Source organism: Achromobacter sp. Root83 (genome assembly GCF_001428845.1).
Taxonomy (GTDB): Bacteria; Pseudomonadota; Gammaproteobacteria; order Burkholderiales; family Burkholderiaceae_B; genus Achromobacter.
Genome location: NZ_LMIU01000009.1, coordinates 139525 through 161068, shown reverse-complemented (window position 1 = coordinate 161068; position 21544 = coordinate 139525). Strand labels below are relative to the sequence as shown.

Genomic DNA, 21544 nt, shown 5'->3' with positions numbered 1-21544 from the left:
TGCGGGCTGGAAGATGGGAGCCCACCTTCGCAGTGCCGACGAGGCGGGAGCGGACCGTTTCGGCGCCGCTCCCAGACACTAACCGCCGGACATGACAGCAGGCTTAGGCCTGGTTGTCCTGCACTTCGACGAACTCTTCCTGACCTTCGCCCAGCTCTTCGACCAGACCGTTCATGTTCTGTTCGCGGCCTTCCAGCACGGCGTCGGCGATGCCCTTGGCGTACAGCGCGATGGCCTTGGCCGAGTCGTCGTTGCCGGGGATGACGTAGTCGATACCGTCGGGCGAGTGGTTGGTGTCAACCACGGCGACCACGGGGATGCCCAGCGTCTTGGCTTCGGCGATGGCAATCTTGTGGTAGCCGACGTCGATCACGAACATGGCATCGGGCAAGCCGTTCATGTCCTTGATACCGCCGATCGACTTGTTCAGCTTGTCCAGTTCGCGCTGGAACAGCAGGCCTTCCTTCTTGATCATGCGCTCGGCGCCGCCTTCGGCGACGACGACTTCCATGTCCTTCAGGCGCTTGACCGAGGTCTTGACCGTCTTGAAGTTGGTCAGCATGCCGCCGAGCCAGCGGGCGTCAACGAAGGGCATGCCGCAACGGGCGGCTTCGGAAGCGACCAGCTCGCGCGCAGCGCGCTTGGTGCCGACGAACAGGATGTTGCCGCCGCGAGCAGCCAGCTGCTTCACGAACTTGGTGGCTTCCTGGTACTTATCAACCGTCTTTTCCAGGTTGATGATGTGAATCTTGTTGCGGTGACCGAAGATGTACTGAGCCATCTTGGGGTTCCAGTAACGGGTCTGGTGACCAAAGTGGACACCCGCTTCCAGCATTTCGCGCATCAAAGACATGTAATTCTCCAAGGGTTGGTTTCTTGCGCCGCACCTGCATCAGCATCTGGCTGACACCCTGGGTGGTGTTGCGCGCGATTTCCCGCACATACGGGATGACAAAATTTTAACCGGGCCGGCCGATCACTGCCGCAATAACTACCTTACTACGCTGCCGCGATAAACCCAGACGGCCGCCACAACAAGCGCCTTGCACCGCGCACTTGCATCGCGCCTGTCGGACACTCCAGGAATTTCCTGGAAGTTTCTTCAAGGCGCACCCGGACTTGTTTTGTTGGCAGCGAAATCCAGCTCTTCACTTCCAAGCCTTTCAGCTTGGCCGCGCATCAGGCCGCCGGGGCATTTCTTCAGAAGACACAGCCTCTTTCAAGACTCCGCCTTCAAGAAATTAATTCAGCGCCCATACCGAACCTGCATCGCCGCTCTAAAACATGACCAGGCTTACAAGCACGCCGTGCCCAGCAGAAGAGGCTTTCAATGTCCAAACGCTTCCGGCCGGAACCTAGCCTGTCGCCCCACCCCCAGAACCCCACGACTTGCCCGAATTCGCTCCACAACCTTCGCTTGCGGTGAAACTTCAGGGCTTGCCGCCGACTCTAAGAATGATCCGCGCAAAACCAAGATAACTGCCGGGGCCGCTTGGAACCTTCAAGTCGCACCCGCCGGATTTGGCCAAGCCGCAAGCTTTCGCCGCGGCCTTTGCTGTAACCCGATTGCTCCCCAAATTTTTAGGGAAGCCTATAATTCTACTATTCTTTCAAGCAGACATTCAAGCGAGAGATCGCCAAGCTACTCCATGGGCACAATTTCCAATCCGGCCGACCTGGCCAAGATGCGCGCCGCCTGTCAGGACGCCGCCAAAATCCTCGACTTCATCACCCCCCACGTCAAGCCGGGCGTCACCACTGGCGAGCTGGACCGCCTCTGCCTGGAATACCTGACCGACGAGCTCAAGGTGAAGTCGGCCACCGTGGGCTACGCCCCGCCCGGCTACCCGCCCTTCCCCGGCGCCATCTGCACCTCGGTCAACCACCAGGTCTGCCATGGCATCCCGGGCGACAAGGTGCTGAAAAACGGGGACGCGCTGAACATCGACGTCACCATCATCAAGGACGGCTGGTTCGGCGACACCAGCCGCATGTACCCGGTGGGCGAGCAATCCATCCTGTCGCGCCGCCTGACCGACATCACCTTCGAGTGCATGTGGAAGGGCATCCAGCAGGTGAAGAACGGCGCCACCCTGGGCGACATCGGCAACGCCATCCAGAAGCACGCCGAAGCCAGCGGTTTCTCGGTGGTGCGCGAATTTTGCGGGCATGGCATCGGGCAGCGTTTTCACGAAGACCCGCAGGTCCTGCATTATGGCAAACCGGGGTCCGGCGTGAAACTGGTGACGGGCATGCTCTTCACGATCGAGCCCATGATCAATGCCGGCCGCCGCGAAATCCGCCAGTTGTCCGACGGATGGACGGTTGTGACGCGCGATCACAGCCTGTCCGCCCAGTGGGAGCATGCTGTATGTGTAACCGATACCGGTTATGAAGTACTGACCCTGTCGCCTGGCATGCCCCCGCCGCCGGCGTTCATCACCGAACCCATCGTCATTCCCGCCGTCTGAAGTGCCCGTGCTTGCCATGACCGCCGAAATCCTCACTACGCTGCGTGAACGCATCCAGGAATCCCGGCGGGCCGTGGTGGCCCAGTTCCGGGAACACGAACGCCCCGATACCCTGCTGTCCGAGCTGCGGCGCGTCGTGGACGCCGCCCTGCGGGACCTGGTCAAGCACTACCCCCTGCCCATCGGCGCCACCTTGGCGGCCGTGGGCGGTTATGGCCGCGGCGAACTCTACCCGCATTCCGACGTCGACCTGCTGATCCTGCTGCCGCACGCCCCCACGCCCGAAGACGAAACCGCCATCGAACAATTGGTGGCATCGCTCTGGGACCTGGGCCTCGAGCCCGGCCATAGCGTGCGCACCATCGAGGATTGCGAGCGCGAGGCCGACGCGGACATCACGGTCGAAACCTCGTTGCTGGAATCCCGCTGGCTGGCCGGCAGCCGGGTGCTGATGAGAAAATTTGACGCCGCGACCAAATCCCGGCTGGATCCCCGCGCCTTCTTCCTTGCCAAGCGCGTGGAAATGCAGCAACGGCACGCCCGCTACCACGACACGCCCTACGCGCTGGAGCCGAACTGCAAGGAATCGCCCGGCGGCCTGCGCGACCTGCAGGTCATCCTGTGGATGGCGCGGGCGGCGGGCTTTGGCAATAGCTGGCGCTCGGTGGCGCAAGCAGGCCTGCTTACCTCCTCCGAGGCGCGCGATCTGCGCAAGGCCGAACAGGCATTCAAGCGGCTGCGCATCGAACTGCATCTGCTGTCGAACCGGCGCGAGGACCGCGTCCTGTTCGACCTGCAACCCGCCCTGGCCGAGGTCTACGGCATCCACGCGACCGCGACCCGGCGCGGCAGCGAACTGCTGATGCAGCGCTATTACTGGGCGGCGCGCCTGGTGACGCAGCTCAATGGCATCCTGGTGCAGAACATCGAGGAACGGCTGTTTCCTCGTCCGGACAGCGACGCGCGCGACATCGACGACGATTTCCGCAATCTGCGCGACCGCCTGGACATCATTCGTGACGACGGCTTCGAGCGCAATCCGACGCTGCTGCTGCGCGCCTTTCTGGTCATGCAGCAGCGCCCGGAACTGACCGGCATGTCGGCCCGCACGCTGCGCGCCATCTGGCATTCCCGCCACCGCATCGATGCGCAGTTCCGCCGCAACCCGGTCAACCGCAGGCTGTTCCTGCAGATCCTGCAGCAGCCGCGCGGCATCGTGCATGAATTGCGCCGCATGACCATGCTGAACATCCTGCCGCGCTACCTGCCGGTTTTCCGCCGCATCGTGGGCCAGATGCAGCATGACTTGTTCCACGCCTACACGGTGGACCAGCACACGCTGGCGGTCGTGCGCAATCTGCGCCGCTTCACGATGCCCGAGCATGCCCAGGAGTATCCGCTGGCCAGCCAGTTGATCGCCGGCCTGGACCGGCATTGGCTGCTGTATGTGGCGGCGCTGTTCCATGACATCGCCAAGGGCCGCGGCGGCGATCACTCCGAACTCGGCGCGCGCGAGGTGCGCAAGTTCGCGCAAGAACACGGCATGGATCCGGAAGACGCCAGGCTGGTGGAATTTCTGGTGCGCCAGCACCTGCTGATGTCGGCCGTGGCGCAAAAGCGCGACCTGTCCGATCCGGCGGTCGTGCAGGACTTCGCCGCCACCGTGAAGGACGAGCGCCACCTGACCGCGCTCTACCTGTTGACCGTCGCCGACATCCGCGGCACCAGCCCCAAGGTCTGGAACGCCTGGAAAGGCAAGCTGCTGGAAGACCTGTACAAGCTGACCTTGGCCGCGCTGGGCGGCGCTCATGCCGACGCCCACACCGTGCTGACCGAACGCAAGGAAGAAGCCGCCCGCCTGACCCGCCTGGCGGGCCTGCGCGACGATGCCCGCGAGGCCTTCTGGAACCAGCTCGACGTCGCGTATTTCCTGCGCCACGATGCGTCCGACATCGCCTGGCATACCCGCCATCTGTATCACCAGGTCGCGCCCGCGCAGGCCGTGGTCAAGGCCCGTCCCACCGAACACGGGGAAGGCCTGCAGATCATGGTCTACACCCGCGATGCGCCCGACCTGTTCGTCGCAATCTGCGGATATTTCGATGCCAAGTCGCTGTCCATCCAGGACGCGCGCATCCACACCACGCGGCACGGCTGGGCGCTGGACAGCTTCATCGTCCTGCTGCCGGAAGGCGCGAGCGACCTGCGCGCCCAGGCCACGCTGGTGGAACACGAACTGGCCGAACGCCTGAAGGATCCGCATGCCGCGGCCCAGGCGCAACCCAGCCGTGGCGGCTACTACAGCCGTGGCCGCCAGTCGCGCGTGTCGCGCGTCTTTCCCGTCATGCCACAGGCCGAACTGCAGCCCGACGAACGCAGCACCTCCTGGCGCCTTTCCGTGACGGCCACCGACAGGCCCGGCCTGCTGCACGGGCTGGCGCGCGTATTCGCCCGCCACGACGTCAACCTGCTCATGGCCAAGATCATGACGCTGGGCGACCGGGTCGAAGACGTCTTCATCGTGGACGGATCCGCGCTGGCGCGCCCGCGCAGCCAGATGCAATTCGAACGCGACATCCTGGACGCGCTGGCGGGCGACGACGCCCAGCAGCGCGCGGCCTGATCCCCCACCGTCCAGACATGGCCAGACCCGTCCCGGAACGCATACAATCCGGGGTTTCGGCCAAGCGATGCTCGCTCTCATGCAGCTAAACGACTATCTGCGCGTTTTTGGTGGCAGCTTCTTCTTCGCGCTGGCCACGCTCTTGCCTTTCCTGAACCCGCCGGCGATCGCGCCGATCTTCCTGTCGCTGACGGAAGGCGCCTCGTCTTCCACGCGCATGGTGCTGGCCAAGCGGGTGGCGATCAACGTCTGCCTGATGCTGATCGTCGCGATGGTGGCCGGCAACGTCCTGCTGAGCTTCTTCGGCATCTCGCTGTCGATCGTACGGGTCGGAGGCGGCATGCTGGTGATCGCCAGCGCCTGGCGGCTGGTGAATTCGCCGGATGCGGACACCGAGCGCGTTGCCCGCATGGCCGAATCGTTCACGCCGGAAATGGCGAAGGCCCGGGCCTTCTATCCACTGACCTTCCCTATCAGTTGCGGGCCCGGCTCGATCGCCGCCGCCATCACGGTGGGGGTTTCGCTGCGCGACCAGAACCATGTGCTCAGCCTGGTGCGGCTGGGCGGCTCCATTCCCGGCATCATCGTCGTTTCCCTGACGCTGTACGTCTGCCTGCGCTTCGCCGCGCAGATGCTGCACCGGCTGGGCGACAACGGCACGGCCGTCTTCATGCGGCTGTCGGCCTTCATCATGCTGTGCCTGGGCGTGCAGATCTTCTGGGAAGGCGCGCGCGAACTGCTGCTGGGCGTACTGACCCAGGTGATGCAACCAATTCCGATTCCGAAGGCCTAAGCGTGACCGGGCAACGCGCCCCGACCTGACCAATCCATTCCACCGTATCCATGACCTCTCGCTCAGAACGCCTGCTCCGCCTGATCGCCCTCCTCTGCTTTGGCGCCGTGGGCGTGGCCCTCGTATCCCAGCATGTCTTCGACATGCCGCCCTGCGCCTGGTGCGTCATGCAGCGCCTGATCTATCTGGTGATCGGCGTGATCGCCCTGATTGGCGGTTTCGGCGGCGGACGCGCGCTGACCCGCCTCTGCGGCGCGCTGGCGGCGCTGCTGTCCCTATCCGGCGTCGTTGCCGCCTGGTATCAATACAGCGTGGCGGCCAATATGCTGTCTTGCGACCAAACCTTCGCCGACCGCTTCATGACCGGCATCGGCCTGGAAAGCGCCATACCCTCGCTGTTCGGCATCTTCGCCACCTGCATGGACGCCAAGGTGCCCGTGCTGGGCGTCGAGTACGCCCTGTGGAGCCTGGCGCTCTTCGTGATCCTGTTCTTCATGGCGCTCCCCGTCGCGTTCCGGCGCGGCAACGCCCGGTAATCGCCGTGCCAGCGCCGGACGGGGACCCACACGCCGCCACGCTGCGCGCCCTGGTCCTGGCGCATGCGCCCTTGATGCGCTGGCTGCGCGCCGCGCGCGGCCATGCGCCCGCCGATGGCTGCATCGGCGCGGGCGCGGTGCGTTCGCTGGTCTGGGATCATCTGCATGGCTTCCCGCCGGGCCGCCATGCGCCCACCGATGTGGACTTCGTATACTACGACCCGACGGACCTCTCGGCCGCGCACGAAACGCGCGTCACCCAGCGCCTGCGTGAAGCCGCGCCGGACGCCCCTTGGGAAATCGTGAATCAGGCGCGCGTCCACCTATGGCACCGGAACAGCCAGGGCGCGGCTCCGCCCCCGGCGCGTTCGCTTGCCGACGGCATCGCCCGCTGGCCGGAAACGGCCACCTGCGTGGGCGTGGCGCTGACCACTGACGATCAGCTACGCATCGTTGCCCCGTATGGGCTGACCGACCTGTTCGGGCTGGTGCTGCGGCCCAGTCCCGGCGCCGATCTCGACGCCTACGCCCAGCGGCTCGCGGCCAAGCGTCATCCTGAAACCTGGCCGCGCCTGACCGTCGCACCGCCCATCCATCGCTGATCGTGACTACCCTGAAATACCTGACCGGCTATCCCGAACCCCTCCTGGCGCAGACCCATAAGCTCCTGGACCAGGGCAAGCTGGGCGCGGCGCTGCTGTCCAAGTATCCGGACGGGGCGCACGGCGTGCGCACGGACAAGGCGCTGTACCAGTACGTGACGGAGCTGAAGAACGCCCACATGCGCAACGGCGATCAGATCAACAAGGTGGCCTTCGACAGCAAGATCCACGTGATCCAGCACGCGCTGGGCCAGCATACGTACATTTCGCGGGTGCAGGGCGGCAAGCTGAAGGCCAAGCACGAAATCCGCGTGGCGACGCTGTTCAAGAGCGTGCCTGCGGAATTCCTGAAGATGATCACGGTGCATGAGCTGGCGCACTTGAAGGAGAAGGACCATAACAAGGCCTTCTACAACATGTGCCTGCGCATGGAACCGCACTATCACCAGTATGAATTCGACTTGCGGCTGTATCTGACGCATCTGGAGGCGACACGGCAGGCGCTGTGGGATCCCCAGAGCGCCGCTTCGTGACGACGGGCCGTCTTGGCCGGCGATGCCATCGGGCATGACACGCCTACACGGGGGGAATCGAAACCGTCAGACCCCCTTGGACACCAGCAGCACCGCCACCGACGCCAGGAATCCAAGCAATACGCGGCGGAACGACGCTTCACTCAGGTACGCACGCATCCGCCGGCCAATGGCCATTCCCAAGGCCATGGGCGCGATGGCGAGCAACGACATCGACGTCTCGGTCAGTCCCAGGCGCCCGTAGTAGGCCAGGACCAGGTAAAGCGGGATCATTCCAAACAGGTAGATGATGCTGATGCTTCCCACGAACTCGTCGCGCGGCAGCTTGAGCGCAAGCAGGTAAGTGATGATGAAAGGGCCTGTCATGGACGACAGCCCACCCATCACGCCCGCCAGAATGCCGACCACGATTCCCAGCGGCAGTTCCCGGGCGGCGGGGATCGCGCCTTGCGGTTTGTACAGCATCAGCACGACCGCGCAGATCACGGAAGCCGCCACAAGCAAACTCAGCAGTTCCATCGGAAGCGCCAACGATAGCTTCACGGACACGACCGTGCTCACCAGCAGACTCAGCGACAGCCATCTGAACCGGGTGGCGTACTTCAACGGCTGGGCGGCCTGCGCGGCCTGCCACAGATTCGAGAAAAGCACGGGCACCACCAGCAGGCTGATGGCCGTCGGCGGCGGCAACACCAGCGACAACAGGGGGACCGCGAATAGCGGCAAGCCCACGCCCAGGGTCCCTTTCACGATGCCCGCGCCCAGGAACGCAAGCGCGGCAAACCCAAGCAGCGCGAACTCCGGTACTGCGGTAAACGTCCACGGCAACTGGGGCAGCAGATTCATCTTTGTCTCGTCCGTTGATTTGGGCGCATGCAACAGGCGCCATCCGGCCTTTCGGGCAGCAGGGACGAGAATATTAGAGATCTAACCTTGCAGCAAGAACTCTGTTGCTGCCGCGGCGCGCGCTTCGCCTTTACTCGGCCGACGCAATACGGCGGGACAGCTCTCGGGTCGAGGGAACCTTGCGTTCGGCGTTCTCGATGGCGGCTTCGTCATCCGCCAGGTTGGTGATGATCGCGAGCAGCACTTTGCGCGTTGTCTTTATTTCGACGTCGGTCAGGCCGCGCGTGCCGATCGCGTTGATCTCTTCAGCGAGCGGAACGAGTTTCTTCTTGAGGGCGCGGCCGTTACGCGTCAGGAAGACATGGATATTCTTGTTGTTTCCAGGCAGATGCTTGCGCTCGATGTAGCCCAGTGACTCCATCGCTTTCATGGCCGAATACGTCGTAGGCTCCATCACGCCCGCATGCTCGCTCAGTTCGCGCTGAGTCAGGCCATCCTGTTCCCAGAGGATGCGCAGGAACGCCCAGTGGCCAAAAGATACGTTGTGGTCCGCCAAACGTATCTGAAGGCCTCGGACAAGCGCTCGCGTGGCATCCTTGATAAGGTGCGCGAGTCTATCGTCTGGAACAGCCTCGCGCCAATGATCAAGTACGGTCCTGGTTTCTTTTGAGGTCATCGGCAATTGGGTGAGCGGGTACGTTGGTTCTCGAAAATGATACTCGAAAAGCCCTTGCCGCCTTCTGCGCCAGGTTCACGTTTCACCCCCCGCAGCCCCGGATAAAACGACATCCCGGGACGCGTTCGACGACTGGATCATGGCAAGACAGATCTCCAGTGTGCGTCGCGCCCATCTGCCGTCATGCAGGCACGGCGCGCCCGTCCTGACGGCGGCATGGAGTTCATCGATGACCTCGGCTCTGGGCACCTTGGGCGGCTCGATGTGGATGAAGTATTTTTCCTCGTCTTCATAAACGGAAATTCCGTTTGGAAGCGGCCTGAGATCCGCCTTTTCACACGACACAAGAACGGGGCCGAAGTGTTGATGCAGCGCGCCGCCCAATGATTCGGGCCCCGGCGGCTGGTAGGCGGATCCGCCGTAAGTGCCTGCGTTCTTCAACGCGGACTCCTCCTCGGGGTTCGCGATCGACTTCAGCCTTCGCCGGGCGTTGCCGTACGCCTCGGACGACTTGCGCTGTCCCATCTCACCGGTCCACCCCATCCATTCATCAGAGTCGAAATGCCCGTAGCCGTTGTAGTTGAACGACGCGTATGCGCCGTCGTGGAACCACATCAGGGCGCTATATGCCCCTTCCGTCGGCCTGCTGGGGTCCCAGTTTCCGAGCGCGCTGCGCACGCGTTCGGGCTCCTGGCAAGCCAACAGCCGTACGATGTCGACCTGGTGTGCCGCCTGGCTGAAGACCGCGCCACCACCCTGGCTGGTCTGCAGCTCTTCGGGCCGTCTGGGCCGGCACAGGTAGTCAGTGAAATTCAGCGCGTGAATCATGCGCACGGCGCCAAATCTTCCTGAACGCACCAGCTCTCGAGTCTTCAGATAGGGCGTGTCGAAACTGTGGCAATGGCCGATGAGCAGATGCACGCCGGCCTGGTCACAGTCGCCGATCATGGCGTCGCACTCGGCCAGGCTAAGCGCCATGGGCTTCTCCACCAGCACATGCTTTCGATGGCCGGCGGCGATCCGCGTGTGTTGCGCGTGGTACTGATGCGGGCTGGCGATGTAGACGACTTCCACGTCGCGATCCGCCGCCAGGGCCTCCACGCTGTCATAGGCCGGTCGAGAAAAATCCTTGGTGAACTGATCCCTGGCCGCGGCGCGCGGATCACATCCCGCCACCAGTTCTACCCGGGAGTCCGCAAGAAAAGTGGGAAGCATCAAGGTGAATGCTCTTCCCAGCCCGACCACGCCAATACGCAATTTCTGCTTGTCCATGATGCCGGCCGGTTCGATTACAGGTCCAGGACGAGCTTGCCGCACGTCGCCCGGGATACGCACACCATGATCTGCGAATCCTGCTCTTCGGGCAGCAATACCATGTCGCGGTGGTCTGCGCTTCCTTCAAGCATCACGGTACGGCAGGAGCCACAAGTGCCGCTCTCGCACGAATACCCCACCCGCACGCCGGCGCCAAGCAGTACCGACAGGATCGACTTGCCCACCGGCACGTCCAACGTCTGCCCTGATTTGGCAAGTTCGACGGCAAAAGGCTTGTCGTCCGGCTTTTTGCCTCCGCCTTCCAGGAAACTCTCGAAGTGGATACGGTTGGGCGACCAGTGCCCCGACATATCGCGGACCGCCTCCATCAGTCCTCTGGGTCCGCAGCAATAGACGTGACCGCGGTTGGGCTTTTCGAGGATGGGCCACAGGTCAAAGGAGGCGTCCGGATCGCCGTGATCGTGGTGGATCTTGACGTGCGGCTTGAACGCATCGGCGCCCAGTTCGTCAAGAAACGCGGTGGTCTCGGGCGCCTGGCTCAGGTAATACAGCTTCCAGGGGGCAGGCGGAAGCTCGCCGAATGAGCGGATCATCGACAGCATAGGGGTGATTCCAATGCCCCCTGCGATGAAGGTGAGCGTGCCGGGCTTGTCCACCAAGGGAAAGGCATTGTCGGGCGGCAGAACCATGACGGCGTCGCCCTGTCGGGCGTCATCGACCATGCTCACCGAGCCTCCCCTGCCCTGCGCCTCTCGCTTCACGGTAATCACGTACCGGTGGCGTTCAGCCGGATCATTGCACAGCGAATACTTCCTCCATTCGCCATTGGGAACCTGGATTTTTATATGGGAGCCGGCGGAAAACTCAGGCAACTCGGTTTCGTCCTCGCGCGCCAGTTCGAATGAGCGTATGCCCTGTGCGACCTGGCGGGCGGCGACGATCTTGAGCGGCAGAATCGCCGCGTGTTCCGTCTGGGGATCTGTCATGACTGCCTCCTGGCGCGGGGGGACAGGTCCGCCCCGCCCTTCTTTCATATCTTGTAGGACTCGTACGTGCTGGGATGGAACAGTTCCTGGACGGGAACGTGGCGGCACGAGAGCCCCTGGGCGTGGTGGAGCCTGGTAAAGGCGTCCAAGGTGGGCAAGCTTTTGTCGACCCCGTACGCCCAGTAATCCGCACCCAGCGTGTCGCGCGCGGCCTTCAACTGTTCTTCCACGAACGGCAGCGTCACCTTGGTGGCCGAGGTGTCCGAGAGCTTTTCCAGGGCAGCCGCCTTGGACTGTTCAAAGGCCTTCAACAGCGTGCCTGGTAACCAGGGGTGCTGCTCGACCAGCGTCTTACGCACGCCGACGACATGCATGATCGGGAAGATGCCCGTCCTGCGGTAGTAGTCTTTTGCGACCGCCGCCGGATCGTCGAACAACCAGCCGATGTTCGGGTTCAGGCGGGCGTTCCCCGACGGCGCGCGCGGCGCCATGAAGCCGTCGATCTCGCCGCGATCCAGCATGTCGGAGATGGTCACGTCGGAGGGGGCATCCACCATCTTCACGCTGTCGGGCAGCGTCAGCTTGATCTTCTCCGGCCGCCCCGGCTGGTCGATGCCACCGCGAACCCAGGTCACGTCGGACGGCTTGACGCCGTAATCTTCCTCGAGGATGGCGCGCGCCCAGACATTCGCGGTCAACTGATACTCGGGAATTCCGATCCGCTTTCCTTTGAGATCCTCGGGGCTGCGGATCCTGTCTTTGCGGACATAGATAGAGGTATGCCGGAATGCCCGGGACAGGAACACCGGAATCGCGATGTAGGGGCACTGCCCCGCCGCGTGCTTGACCAGGTAGCTCGAGAACGACAGCTCGCTCACGTCGAAATCCTGGAAGCGGAAAGCGCGAAAGAACATTTCCTCGGGGTTCAAGAGCGCGAACACGGGGTTCACGCCATCGATCTGTACTGCCCCGTCATACAGCGCGCGGTTGCGATCGTAGTCGCCCATCGCGATAGACAATTGAAGTTTCGACATCTTCGGCTCCAGCCTCAGGCAGTGGTTTCGTAGTTGCTTTCAAGTTGAGGACCGGATCCGCCGCCGTACACCGGCTTCGCTTCGTAATCCCGCCAGTCGATACTTTTCGGAACGATGGCCTGGAACGAGCAGACGGCGGTGGGAATGTGCTTGTCTCCCGTGCCGATGGCAGGTTCTCCGCGGGCAAATTCCTGGACCGCATCCAGCATCTGCCGGCGGAACTCGACGATGGCCAGGTCACTGGCGCCGAGGCGGTCATCGGTTCGGTTGGCGATCGGCCCCATCGTCACCCACATGGCGATGTCCTGGTTGGGAAAGCCCTTGATGCCCGTGAAGTTGCCGGCTTTCATCGCTTGGCGGTCCTGCCAGAAGCGGTTTTCGGCGTTACGCAACGGGCGGTACCGATCGTCCAGATCCGTGCCGATGCTGGTACCCAGGAACTTGCGCCACGTCTCGGTATCCGGCGTGGTGGCCCGATCGCCCCAAGCGATGAAATAGAAGACCGTATTCGTGTCGTCCATCGGGACGTTGACGTTTGCCACGTTGTACAGATTGTTGGGCGGAATCAGCACGGTTCCCGGCGCCACGAACACCGTGGACCGCACGTAATCGGTCTGCGCCGCATTCGTGATGGGCCTGCGAATCGCGGCGTAGCGAAAGCCGTATGGCGTGCGATGAACTTGCATCCGAGGCGCTTTGTCCGTTGACGGCCGCAACCAGTTCTTGTCGGTCGCCTCAGCCCCGCCTACGCGGGCTGGCACGAAATCCGAAGAATGCAGGCTCGAGCTGTGGGCGGAGTCTATGGCGCCCTCAAGAATCTGGGCCCAATTGCACGGAATCAAGACCTTCGCGATGCTGACCTTCGCGGACCGTTCAGGCGCCCATGGCGGAGGCACGAACGCGGGGATATCGGCCTGGTCTCCCATGAACGCCCAGATCACCCCGGCCCACTCCTCGACCTTGTAGGCCTTGTGCTTGACCTTCTGCGCCATGCTGCTGGCCGCCGGTTCTGAAACCATCTCCACGACGGTTCCTTCGACGTCCATCTTCCAGCCATGATAGAGGCAACGCAGTCCACAGTCTTCGTTGCGCCCATACACGAGCGAGACCCGCCGGTGCGGGCAATATTCGTCCATCACGCCCACCCGGCCTTCCGTGTCACGGAACACCACCAGGTCCTCGCCAAGTATCCGGGCGTGAACGGGATCACCGTCTGGTTCGCTTACCTCCTCGCTGAGACAGACGGGTACCCAGAACTTGCGCATCAACTGCCCCATCGACGCCTCGCCCTCCACGCGGCAGAGCAGTTCATTTTCCTCATTCGTCAACATACGTCCTCCTCATCCTTGGACTACGCCGCGACCGCACGGCCTGCCGATGAGTCAATTATATTAGAGATCTAAGCATTTATTCAATGGTGGATCTTTCGACGCTTCAGGGCATCTTCAATTTGCCTTGATACCCGCGTCCTTGATCGCGCTCTCGTAGCGCTTCCCTTCGGCCTCGATCGCACCCTGATAGGCTTCGGGCGTGCCGCCCACGGGCTCGATACCCAGGGTGTTGAACTGCTTGACGACCGCCGGATCCCTGACCGCCTTGGCAATCTCTTCGCTCATCCTTTTGACGGCGAAGGGAGGAATGCCCGATGCGCCCAAAGCGCCCACCGTCACCGCGAAGTCAAACCCGGGAACGATTTCGGCTATGGCAGGAATATCGGGCGCCAGGGCGGAACGCTTGCCGCTGTTGGTCGCGAGAATCTTCGCCTGCCCTTTTTCCGCGAACCCTGAAAGGGACGGCAAGGCCGCGAAAACCACATCCACCTGACCGCCGATCATCGCGGGTACGGATTGCCCCGAGCCGCGAAACGGCACGTGGGTGACCTTGGAGCTGAGCGCGACGTTCAGCGCCTCCATGGTGAGATGATGCGTGCTGCCCACCCCGGAGGATCCGTAGTTCATCTTTCCACCCTCGCGCTTGGCCCGGTCCACGAATTCCTGGAGCGAGTTGATATGGCTCTGGCTGTTGGAAGCCAGAAACAACGGAGACGTGGCGATCAGCGACACGGGAACGAAATCGCGCTTGGGATCGTAGGACAAGTCCTTGTAGAGCGCGGGGTTGATCGACATCATCGACCCGTCCGTCACCAGGTAGGTGTAGCCGTCGCGTGGGCTGCTCGTCAGTGTCTGCGCGGCGATCACGCCGTTCGCGCCCGGCTTGTTTTCCACCACCACGGCTTGTCCAAGATTCTGGCTGATGCGCTGCGCCACGACTCGCGCAACCGTGTCAGGCAATCCGCCGGCGGCGTACGGAACGATAAAGCGGATGGAATGCGAGGGAAACGTCGCGGCGTCATCGGCGACTGCAGTCGCAGGCACGGCGAGCGTGCAGAAGATGGCCGCGAGCGCGAGACCCAACCGGGCGTTCTGACAGGAAGAAATATTCTTCGGGCGATTCTTGAACATGATTGTCTCCATGGGATGTGCGCCTTCTGGTGAGGGATGGTGCCGATGATCTTTGCCATCTGGCATCTTCCGAACGCGCACCAAAAATAATATTAGAGACCTAAGTATTGTTCAATGAATTGACGCACCTTTTTGCGTTCACGTTTTCCCTGAAACGCAGGCGTACAGCCATTCTTCAGGCAAGCACCAGCGCCCCGCGACGCATCGCGGGGTATGGGGAAGCACTCTGCGTTTTCTACTTACTCCTGCTCCGTCCGACCTACAGCGTCCGGGCTATCCACCCGCTCGCGGTACCGGCCCAATACCGTATCCACGAAGTGCATGGACTGCCCGCAATAGTTGAGTGGGCTAAGCAAATGGGCCAGGCGCTCCGGCGAGACCACCTTGGTCACCGCGGTATCTTCGGACAGCACATCCAGCAGCGCGCGTTGCGAGACCACCGCCTGGCGAGACGCCTTCTCGATCAGCTCGTGCGCGGGCAGACGCCCGATGCATTTGCCCAACTCGAGCATGACCGCTTCCGCCTGAATCAGACCCTGCGTGGCGTTCAAGTTGCGCAGCATCCGATCCGAGTGCACTTCCAGCCCCGCCATGATGTCTGCCGTGGTGGCAACGGCTCCGCCTGTTATCACCGCAAGCTCCGGGAGGGCATCCCATTCCGCCTGCCAACCGCCCAGCGCCCTCTCATGCTCCTGAACCATGCAACTGAAAAGCGTGGCGACCAGATGCGGCGCCCGCAAGCCGGCGCTGAGCACGGATGCGCAACCCACCGGATTGCGTTTGTGCGGCATGGTCGAAGAACCTCCTTTTCCCTTGCCGCTTGCTTCAGCGACTTCACCGACCTCTGTTTGCGCCAGCAGGCTCATATCGCGCGCCATCTTCGCGCATGCGCCGGTCGCCATGCCCATCCACGCCGCGACCGAGACCAGTCTGTCGCGTTGCGTGTGCCAGGGGACATCGGGCAGTGCCAGGCCGAGCTGGCGCGCCAGGGCCCGGGAGACGGCGAACGCGTGCTCTCCCAGGCTTGCCAGCGTGCCGGCCGCCCCGCCGAACTGCAGCACGGCAACACTTTCCTGGTGCGCCGCAAGGGCGTCCTGCAAACGGCCCACGGTATCGAGATACTGCGCGAACTTCAGCCCGAACGTCATGGGCAGGGCCTGTTGCAGCCAAGTGCGGCCGACAGTCGGCGTTGCGCGATGCTCGCTGGCCAGCGCGGCCAGGCCACATGCCAGACGGTCCAACTGTTGCCGCAGGATGTCGAGCGCGGAACGCAGTTGCAACACCAGGCCCGTGTCGATGATGTCCTGGCTGGTCGCGCCCCAGTGCACATACCCGGCCGCTTTACTGTCAGTGCGCTTTACTTCCGCCGTGAGTTGCCGAACCAGCGGAATAGCCAGGTTTCCGCCCGCGGTGGCATCATTTTTCAGGCTGTCGATATCGAACAGCTCGACTCGGCACGCGGCAACGATCGGGGCGACGGCATCGAATGGAATGACGCCATGCTCGGCACAGCTTGTTGCCAGCGCCGCCTCGACATCGAGCATGGCCTGCAGCGTCCCGGCCTCGGACCAGACGGCATTCATGGCGGGATGGCCGCGTATCAAGTCTGTCAGCGTGCCCATCATCGCTCCATCAATAGTCGAAGAAGACCGTTTCGTCCGGTCCTTGCAGATGGATATCGAAGCGATACAGCTTCACCGAACTGTCAGGGTCGAGCTTCGCGATGAGCGTCCGTCGGCGTTCCGCGGGAACTCTGCCCAGGACGGCGTCACCTTCATTCGCCTCGGGCTCATCCTCGAAGTAAAGCCGCGTGAAGGCGTGCAGCAACATGCCGCGCATGTGGAGAATGATGTCGATGCAAGGTGCCGCGCCCGGCGCGACCGGGCCCGGCTTGAGGGTGCGGATCACGTAGGCGTTGCCCTGCTCGGTGCCTGTTCCCACGCGGCAGAATCCTGTGAATCCGCGGGCCGACGCTTCCTCCTGGCTGGCGACGTAATGGCCCGACGCGTCCGCCTGCAGCGACTCGACGATAGCGTCACCCACGGCGGCTCCGCTTCCGTCATACACCTTTCCCATGACGATGATGTGTTCGCCCGCGGCGTGGGGTTCGGCCGCATTCGCGGTGAACAGGCTTTTGAAGTCGAAGTTGTATTGCTCGGGGCAAAGACCGTATGCGAAGAACGGGCCTACCGTCTGGGAAGGGGTCTGCTTCAGTTCGCTCATGGTTACTCCGTGGGGGTCTGTCGGGCACCGCGCAACACGATGTCGAATTCATAGCCAAGCGCGACGCCTTCCTGAGTCGCTTCCAGGGAAAACCGCGCTACCAGGCGGTCGCGCGCATGTTCCGGTACGCCTTGGAAGATCGGGTCCAGCGCCAGTAACGGATCGCCCGGGAAGTACATCTGAGTCACCAGGCGCGAGCCGAAGTACTGCCCGAAAAGGGAGAAGTGAATGTGATTGGGACGCCAGGCATTGCTGTGGTTGCCCCAGGGGTAGGCGCCCGGTTTGATGGTGACAAAGCGGTATCGGCCCTGGTCATCGGTGATGCAGCGGCCCGCGCCCAGAAAATTGGGGTCAAGGGGCGCGTCATGCTGGTCGCCTTTATGTACGTACCGGCCCGCCGCGTTGGCCTGCCAGATTTCCACCAGCGTGTGACGGACTGGCCTGCCCGACTCATCGAGCACCCGGCCCGTCACGATGATGCGCTCACCGATGGGCGCGCCGTTTTTTGCGGCATTGCTTGTCAGGTCGTGATCCGAGGCCCCCAAGAGCTCGCTGCCATACACCGGCGCCAGACGGTTTCCCAGCGCGGCTTTGACAGGAACCAGGGGCAGCGACGGGCTGCGCAACACCGAGGATTTATAGGCAGGATGCTTATACGGCGGATTCCCCTGCCAATCGCGGGGAGTAAGAAGAAGGGTGTCGTGGTGGCTCAAGGCGGTCCCCATTCACTATTTGGATAGGACGACTTTAACCACGACCTAAAGTTATATATAGTGATCTTTCTTACAACAAGACGGCTCAAAAAGTTATGGATTTGGACCTCTACGGCAATCGGATCAAACTGCGGCATCTGCAGTGTTTCATCGCCGTCGCTCAGCTACGCAGCCTTCAAAGAGCGAGCGAAGCCTTGGCCATCACGCAACCCGCCGTCTCCAAAACGCTGGCCGAACTGGAAGCGGCGACAGGCAGCCGGCTATTCGATCGAGGGCGCAAAGGGGCGGAGCTGACCGATCATGGCCGCATGTTCGCCCCCTACGCCAACGCCTCGCTCTCCGCGCTCCAGGAAGGCGTGCAAAAGCTGCGAGGGGAGTTTCAGGGGGTTCCCGAGGTCGTGCGGATCGGCATACTGCCCACCCTCGCGCGCGTGCTGTGCCCCCCTGCCCTGGCGGCATTCAGGCGGTCCTCTGCCTTGGTGAGCGTTGAAGTCCAAACCGGACACAACCTGGAGTTGTTGCGGCGTCTCAAAGCGGCGGAGGTCGACTTCGTGGTCGGCCGCCTGGGCGAGCCTTCTTCCATGACGGGAATGAGCTTCGAGCACCTCTTTCGTGAACCGCTTACGGTCGTGGTGCGTGCGGGGCATCCCATCCTGCGAGGCCCCATCACCGCAAGCACGCTCGTCTCGTACGACCTGGTCCTGCCGCCCGCGGGCACCCTGATCCGGCAGTCGGCGGACAGCGTGTTGGCGGCCTTCGGAATGCCCGAACGGGCGGCGGTGATCAGCAGCCTTTCGGTTTCTCTGAATCTGGAACTGACACTGCGCAACGACGCGATCTGGTTCGTCCCCGCGAGCCTCGTCGAGAGCTACGTGGTCAGCGGCGAATTGATGCACGTTCCCATGCCCTTCGGCGGGACGGACGAACCCATCGGTTTGCTGCGGCGAACGGATGTCACGCTTTCATCGCACGGCATCGGGCTGTTCGACGCCTTCAAGGAGGCGGGCTTGACGCGCAACCGGTGACGGCAAGCGGCGCGCTTCGTCAACGCGCCGCTTCGGGACGTATCAGTCGATCACGGCGCCTGCAGTCCGCACCACCTTGCCGAGCCGGTCGTACTCTTCACTGGAGAACGCCCGCAGCCCCTCGCGGGAGGTCGGCGCGGCTTGTGCGCCACGGGCCTCCAATTGCGCGCGTACGGCGGGCTCGGCCAGCACCTTGTTCACGGCCGCATTCATGCGGTCGAGCACCGCTGCCGGCGTGCCCTTGGGCGCGTAGAGCGCATCCCAGGCAAAGAACGAATATCCCGGAACGCCGGCCTCGGCCACGGTAGGAATGTCCGGATTGGAAGCGACTCTTTCGCTGGTGGTGACCGCGAGCGCTCGCAGGCGCTGCGCATTGATCTGCGGCGCGACGTTCGGCATCACGTCGATCAGCAGGGACAGGCGGCCGCCCATCAGATCGGTCATGGCGGCGGCGCCGCCCTTGTAGGGCACATGGACGATGTTCACGCCCGCCATCTGCTTGAGCTGTTCGCAGGCCAGGTGCGAGGTGGTGCCGTTGCCGGCCGATCCACAGGTAAGCGCGCCCGGCTTCGCGCGCGCCGCGTCCAGCAGGTCCTTGAGCGAGCGGTAGGGATCGGCAGGATTGACCACGACCGCCGCGGCGATCGTGGTCAGGCGCGAGATCGGCTCGAAATCGTCGCGCGAGAAGCCCGTGGTCTTGTAAAGCCAGTGATTGATCGCCTGCGTGCCATTGGTGGCGTAGGCCAGCGTGTAGCCGTTGGGCTCCGCGCGCGACGCGGTGGCGGTGCCGATGTTGCCGCCGGCGCCGGGCTTGTTTTCGATCACGATGGTCTGGCCGAGTTCGCGCGCCAGCGGTTCGCTCACCAGGCGCGCCAGCGTGTCGCCGCCGCCGCCCGCGGGGAACGGCACGATCAGATTGATGGAGCGGCTGGGCCAGGTTTCCGCGCCCACGGCGCTACCGGCCGGTGCGATCAGGGCGATACTGGATGCGATGCTGGCCGCCCACAGGGCGCCCGTTGACTTGGCGAGGTTCATGTCGTTGTCTCCTTAGGTTTGCCGTAGGCCTTGTCCCGGCCTTCCGGTTTTGCAAAAAACGCCGGCGGAATCGCCGCCGGCTCTGATTCAGTAGACGCCCGCTGCGCCACTGTTGGCGGCGCGTCCATGCCGCGCCGCCAGATCCGTTGCCGCCCGCGCAAGCAGCGTGGCATCCACGCCCACCGCCGTGAACAGGCTGCCGCATTCGATATAACGCTCGGCCAGCTTCTGGTCGCTGACCAGGATGCCGGCCGCCTTGCCGTGGCGGCGGATGCGCGCCAGCGCCGCCTCGATGATCTGCTGCATCGCCGGATCGCCCGGCCGCCCCAGATATCCGTAATCGGCCGCGAGGTCCGCCGGGCCGATGAATACGCCGTCGACCCCGTCGACCGCGCAGATTTCATCCAGCGCCTCGATGCCGCGCCGGGTCTCGACCTGCACGAGCGTGCACATCGCCGCATTGGCCTCGTCCAGATAGGCAGGCAGGCGGTTCCAGCGCGACGCCCGCGCCAGCGCGCTGCCCACGCCCCGCATGCCGGACGGCGGATACCGCATCGCGGCCACCGCCGCGGCGGCTTCGTCGGCGCTCTGGATCATGGGCACCAGCAAGGTGCGCGCGCCCAGGTCGAGCAGGCGTTTGATCTCTACGGGATCGTTCCAGGCGGGCCGCACCACGGGCTCCAGCGGATAGGCGGCCAGCGTCTGCAGTTGCGCCAGGATGCTGTCCAGCGTGTTGGGCGCATGTTCGCCATCGATCAGCAGCCAGTCGAAGCCGGCGCCCGCCACCACTTCGGCGGCATAGCCATTGGCCAGGCCCAGCCACAGCCCGATCTGCGATTCGCCGCGCGCCAGCGCGGCCTTGAAGGTATTGCCCGGTGTTTTCATGATCATCACTCGAAGCGGCAGCTCACGGCGCCCAGCGGGCCGTAGTCGACATGGAAGACGTCGCCGCGTTCGGCGTAGACCGGACGCGTGAAGGAACCGCTCAGCACGATCTGATCGCGCTCCAGGGCCACGTCGTGTCCGGCAAGCCGGTTGGCCAGCCACACCACGCCGTTGGCGGGATGGTTCAGCACGCCGGCGGCCAGGCCGGTCTCCTCGATCACGGCGTTGCGCGACAGGATGGCGCCAACCCAGCGCAGGTCGAACTCGTTGACACGCACGGGGCGCCCGCCCATCACCACGCCGGCATTGGCGGCGTTGTCGGCGATGGTGTCGAACACCTTGCGCGGCCGGCGCGATTCGGGATCGATCTGGTGCGAACGCGCATCGATGATCTCCAGCGCCGGAATCACGTACCGCACGGAATCCAGCACATCGAACAGCGTGACGTTCGGACCGCGCAGCGGCTTGTCCAGAATGAAGGCCAGTTCGACCTCCAGCCGTGGCACGATGAAGCGATCGCGCGCGATCGCGGCGCCGTCGGCAAACAGCATGTCGTCGAGCAACGCGCCAAAATCGGGCTCGTCGATCTGTGACGACAACTGCATGGCGCGCGAGGTGAGCCCGATCTTGTGGCCGACCAGGCGGCGGCCCTCGGCCAGCTTGAGTTCGACCCAGCGGCGCTGGATGGCGTAGCCATCGGAGATATCCATCTCGGGATGATCGAGCGATACCTGGCGGATCTGGGTGCGGGAGCGTTCCGCCTCGTGCAGGCGGCGCGCGATGGCATCGATGGTGGTGGCGGCTAGAGCCATGAATGACCTCGTTC

General features: G+C 63.5%; 21 protein-coding genes. 7 read left to right on the top strand and 14 right to left on the bottom strand.

Features of this window, described 5'->3' with window-relative positions; all coding sequences use genetic code 11:
• Window positions 1-103: 103 nt before the first annotated feature.
• Window positions 104-853, bottom strand: coding sequence for a 30S ribosomal protein S2 (gene rpsB / locus ASE30_RS11685; RefSeq protein ID WP_057284470.1), 750 nt, complete (start codon window positions 851-853; stop codon window positions 104-106).
• A gap of 796 nt (window positions 854-1649) precedes the next feature.
• On the opposite strand from rpsB, the gene map reads away from it, so the two are divergent.
• From map to ASE30_RS11655, 6 genes are all read left to right on the top strand, one after another.
• Window positions 1650-2471 (top strand): type I methionyl aminopeptidase, encoded by an 822-nt coding sequence (map, locus tag ASE30_RS11680; protein ID WP_057284469.1) that lies wholly within the window; start codon window positions 1650-1652, stop codon window positions 2469-2471.
• Window positions 2472-2487: 16 nt separating this feature from the next.
• On the top strand, window positions 2488-5094 hold the full coding sequence (locus ASE30_RS11675; protein ID WP_057284524.1) for a [protein-PII] uridylyltransferase: 2607 nt from the start codon (window positions 2488-2490) through the stop codon (window positions 5092-5094).
• A gap of 79 nt (window positions 5095-5173) precedes the next feature.
• Window positions 5174-5887, top strand: a complete 714-nt coding sequence (locus ASE30_RS11670; RefSeq protein ID WP_057284468.1) for a MarC family protein — start codon at window positions 5174-5176, stop codon at window positions 5885-5887.
• Between the two features lie 50 nt (window positions 5888-5937).
• A complete protein-coding gene (locus ASE30_RS11665; RefSeq protein ID WP_057284467.1) occupies window positions 5938-6423 on the top strand; it encodes a disulfide bond formation protein B in 486 nt (161 codons plus the stop codon).
• A 5-nt stretch (window positions 6424-6428) separates the two neighbouring features.
• A complete protein-coding gene (locus ASE30_RS11660) occupies window positions 6429-7025 on the top strand; it encodes a nucleotidyltransferase family protein (RefSeq protein WP_235515255.1) in 597 nt (198 codons plus the stop codon).
• Between the two features lie 2 nt (window positions 7026-7027).
• Window positions 7028-7558 (top strand): M48 family metallopeptidase, encoded by a 531-nt coding sequence (locus tag ASE30_RS11655; protein ID WP_057284466.1) that lies wholly within the window; start codon window positions 7028-7030, stop codon window positions 7556-7558.
• A 66-nt stretch (window positions 7559-7624) separates the two neighbouring features.
• Here the strand turns inward: ASE30_RS11655 and ASE30_RS11650 are convergent, their stop codons facing one another.
• The 10 genes from ASE30_RS11650 to pcaH form a co-directional block, all read right to left on the bottom strand.
• Entirely contained in the window at window positions 7625-8404 is a 780-nt protein-coding gene (locus ASE30_RS11650) for a sulfite exporter TauE/SafE family protein (protein ID WP_057284465.1), read from the bottom strand.
• A 130-nt stretch (window positions 8405-8534) separates the two neighbouring features.
• Window positions 8535-9080, bottom strand: a complete 546-nt coding sequence (locus ASE30_RS11645; protein ID WP_057284464.1) for a MarR family winged helix-turn-helix transcriptional regulator — start codon at window positions 9078-9080, stop codon at window positions 8535-8537.
• A 75-nt stretch (window positions 9081-9155) separates the two neighbouring features.
• Window positions 9156-10352, bottom strand: coding sequence for a Gfo/Idh/MocA family protein (locus ASE30_RS11640; protein ID WP_057284463.1), 1197 nt, complete (start codon window positions 10350-10352; stop codon window positions 9156-9158).
• Between the two features lie 17 nt (window positions 10353-10369).
• Window positions 10370-11341 (bottom strand): PDR/VanB family oxidoreductase, encoded by a 972-nt coding sequence (locus tag ASE30_RS11635; protein ID WP_057284462.1) that lies wholly within the window; start codon window positions 11339-11341, stop codon window positions 10370-10372.
• Between the two features lie 44 nt (window positions 11342-11385).
• On the bottom strand, window positions 11386-12375 hold the full coding sequence (locus ASE30_RS11630) for an ABC transporter substrate-binding protein (protein WP_057284461.1): 990 nt from the start codon (window positions 12373-12375) through the stop codon (window positions 11386-11388).
• Window positions 12376-12389: 14 nt separating this feature from the next.
• Window positions 12390-13706 (bottom strand): Rieske 2Fe-2S domain-containing protein, encoded by a 1317-nt coding sequence (locus ASE30_RS11625; protein ID WP_057284460.1) that lies wholly within the window; start codon window positions 13704-13706, stop codon window positions 12390-12392.
• Between the two features lie 114 nt (window positions 13707-13820).
• A complete protein-coding gene (locus tag ASE30_RS11620; protein WP_057284459.1) occupies window positions 13821-14837 on the bottom strand; it encodes a tripartite tricarboxylate transporter substrate binding protein in 1017 nt (338 codons plus the stop codon).
• A 239-nt stretch (window positions 14838-15076) separates the two neighbouring features.
• Window positions 15077-16459, bottom strand: coding sequence for a 3-carboxy-cis,cis-muconate cycloisomerase (locus ASE30_RS11615; protein ID WP_235515254.1), 1383 nt, complete (start codon window positions 16457-16459; stop codon window positions 15077-15079).
• Window positions 16460-16469: 10 nt separating this feature from the next.
• The gene (pcaG, locus tag ASE30_RS11610) at window positions 16470-17060 is read right to left on the bottom strand and encodes a protocatechuate 3,4-dioxygenase subunit alpha (RefSeq protein ID WP_057284457.1); all 591 of its coding nucleotides are present in this window, start codon (window positions 17058-17060) and stop codon (window positions 16470-16472) included.
• Window positions 17061-17062: 2 nt separating this feature from the next.
• Window positions 17063-17773, bottom strand: coding sequence for a protocatechuate 3,4-dioxygenase subunit beta (gene pcaH / locus ASE30_RS11605; protein WP_235515253.1), 711 nt, complete (start codon window positions 17771-17773; stop codon window positions 17063-17065).
• A 95-nt stretch (window positions 17774-17868) separates the two neighbouring features.
• Between pcaH and ASE30_RS11600 the strand changes: the two genes are divergently transcribed.
• A complete protein-coding gene (locus ASE30_RS11600; protein ID WP_057284455.1) occupies window positions 17869-18798 on the top strand; it encodes a LysR substrate-binding domain-containing protein in 930 nt (309 codons plus the stop codon).
• A gap of 42 nt (window positions 18799-18840) precedes the next feature.
• Here ASE30_RS11600 and ASE30_RS11595 read toward each other — a convergent pair whose 3' ends face one another.
• The 3 genes from ASE30_RS11595 to hpaH all read right to left on the bottom strand — a co-directional run bounded on the left by ASE30_RS11595 (window position 18841) and on the right by hpaH (window position 21530).
• Window positions 18841-19833 (bottom strand): tripartite tricarboxylate transporter substrate binding protein, encoded by a 993-nt coding sequence (locus ASE30_RS11595; RefSeq protein WP_057284454.1) that lies wholly within the window; start codon window positions 19831-19833, stop codon window positions 18841-18843.
• Window positions 19834-19920: 87 nt separating this feature from the next.
• A complete protein-coding gene (gene hpaI / locus ASE30_RS11590; RefSeq protein ID WP_057284522.1) occupies window positions 19921-20718 on the bottom strand; it encodes a 4-hydroxy-2-oxoheptanedioate aldolase in 798 nt (265 codons plus the stop codon).
• A 5-nt stretch (window positions 20719-20723) separates the two neighbouring features.
• Window positions 20724-21530 (bottom strand): 2-oxo-hept-4-ene-1,7-dioate hydratase, encoded by an 807-nt coding sequence (gene hpaH / locus ASE30_RS11585; protein WP_057284453.1) that lies wholly within the window; start codon window positions 21528-21530, stop codon window positions 20724-20726.
• Window positions 21531-21544: the final 14 nt, after the last annotated feature.

What these genes read in the sequence shown, in the direction of transcription:
- rpsB (WP_057284470.1), bottom strand. Translation starts at nt 853, where the DNA reads ATGTCTTTGATGCGCGAAATGCTGGAAGCGGGTGTCCACTTTGGTCAC.
- map (WP_057284469.1), top strand. Translation starts at nt 1,650, where the DNA reads ATGGGCACAATTTCCAATCCGGCCGACCTGGCCAAGATGCGCGCCGCC.
- ASE30_RS11675 (WP_057284524.1), top strand. Translation starts at nt 2,488, where the DNA reads ATGACCGCCGAAATCCTCACTACGCTGCGTGAACGCATCCAGGAATCC.
- ASE30_RS11670 (WP_057284468.1), top strand. Translation starts at nt 5,174, where the DNA reads ATGCAGCTAAACGACTATCTGCGCGTTTTTGGTGGCAGCTTCTTCTTC.
- ASE30_RS11665 (WP_057284467.1), top strand. Translation starts at nt 5,938, where the DNA reads ATGACCTCTCGCTCAGAACGCCTGCTCCGCCTGATCGCCCTCCTCTGC.
- ASE30_RS11650 (WP_057284465.1), bottom strand. Translation starts at nt 8,404, where the DNA reads ATGAATCTGCTGCCCCAGTTGCCGTGGACGTTTACCGCAGTACCGGAG.
- ASE30_RS11645 (WP_057284464.1), bottom strand. Translation starts at nt 9,080, where the DNA reads ATGACCTCAAAAGAAACCAGGACCGTACTTGATCATTGGCGCGAGGCT.
- ASE30_RS11640 (WP_057284463.1), bottom strand. Translation starts at nt 10,352, where the DNA reads ATGGACAAGCAGAAATTGCGTATTGGCGTGGTCGGGCTGGGAAGAGCA.
- ASE30_RS11635 (WP_057284462.1), bottom strand. Translation starts at nt 11,341, where the DNA reads ATGACAGATCCCCAGACGGAACACGCGGCGATTCTGCCGCTCAAGATC.
- ASE30_RS11630 (WP_057284461.1), bottom strand. Translation starts at nt 12,375, where the DNA reads ATGTCGAAACTTCAATTGTCTATCGCGATGGGCGACTACGATCGCAAC.
- ASE30_RS11625 (WP_057284460.1), bottom strand. Translation starts at nt 13,706, where the DNA reads ATGTTGACGAATGAGGAAAATGAACTGCTCTGCCGCGTGGAGGGCGAG.
- ASE30_RS11620 (WP_057284459.1), bottom strand. Translation starts at nt 14,837, where the DNA reads ATGTTCAAGAATCGCCCGAAGAATATTTCTTCCTGTCAGAACGCCCGG.
- ASE30_RS11615 (WP_235515254.1), bottom strand. Translation starts at nt 16,459, where the DNA reads ATGGGCACGCTGACAGACTTGATACGCGGCCATCCCGCCATGAATGCC.
- pcaG (WP_057284457.1), bottom strand. Translation starts at nt 17,060, where the DNA reads ATGAGCGAACTGAAGCAGACCCCTTCCCAGACGGTAGGCCCGTTCTTC.
- ASE30_RS11600 (WP_057284455.1), top strand. Translation starts at nt 17,869, where the DNA reads ATGGATTTGGACCTCTACGGCAATCGGATCAAACTGCGGCATCTGCAG.
- ASE30_RS11595 (WP_057284454.1), bottom strand. Translation starts at nt 19,833, where the DNA reads ATGAACCTCGCCAAGTCAACGGGCGCCCTGTGGGCGGCCAGCATCGCA.
- hpaI (WP_057284522.1), bottom strand. Translation starts at nt 20,718, where the DNA reads ATGAAAACACCGGGCAATACCTTCAAGGCCGCGCTGGCGCGCGGCGAA.
- hpaH (WP_057284453.1), bottom strand. Translation starts at nt 21,530, where the DNA reads ATGGCTCTAGCCGCCACCACCATCGATGCCATCGCGCGCCGCCTGCAC.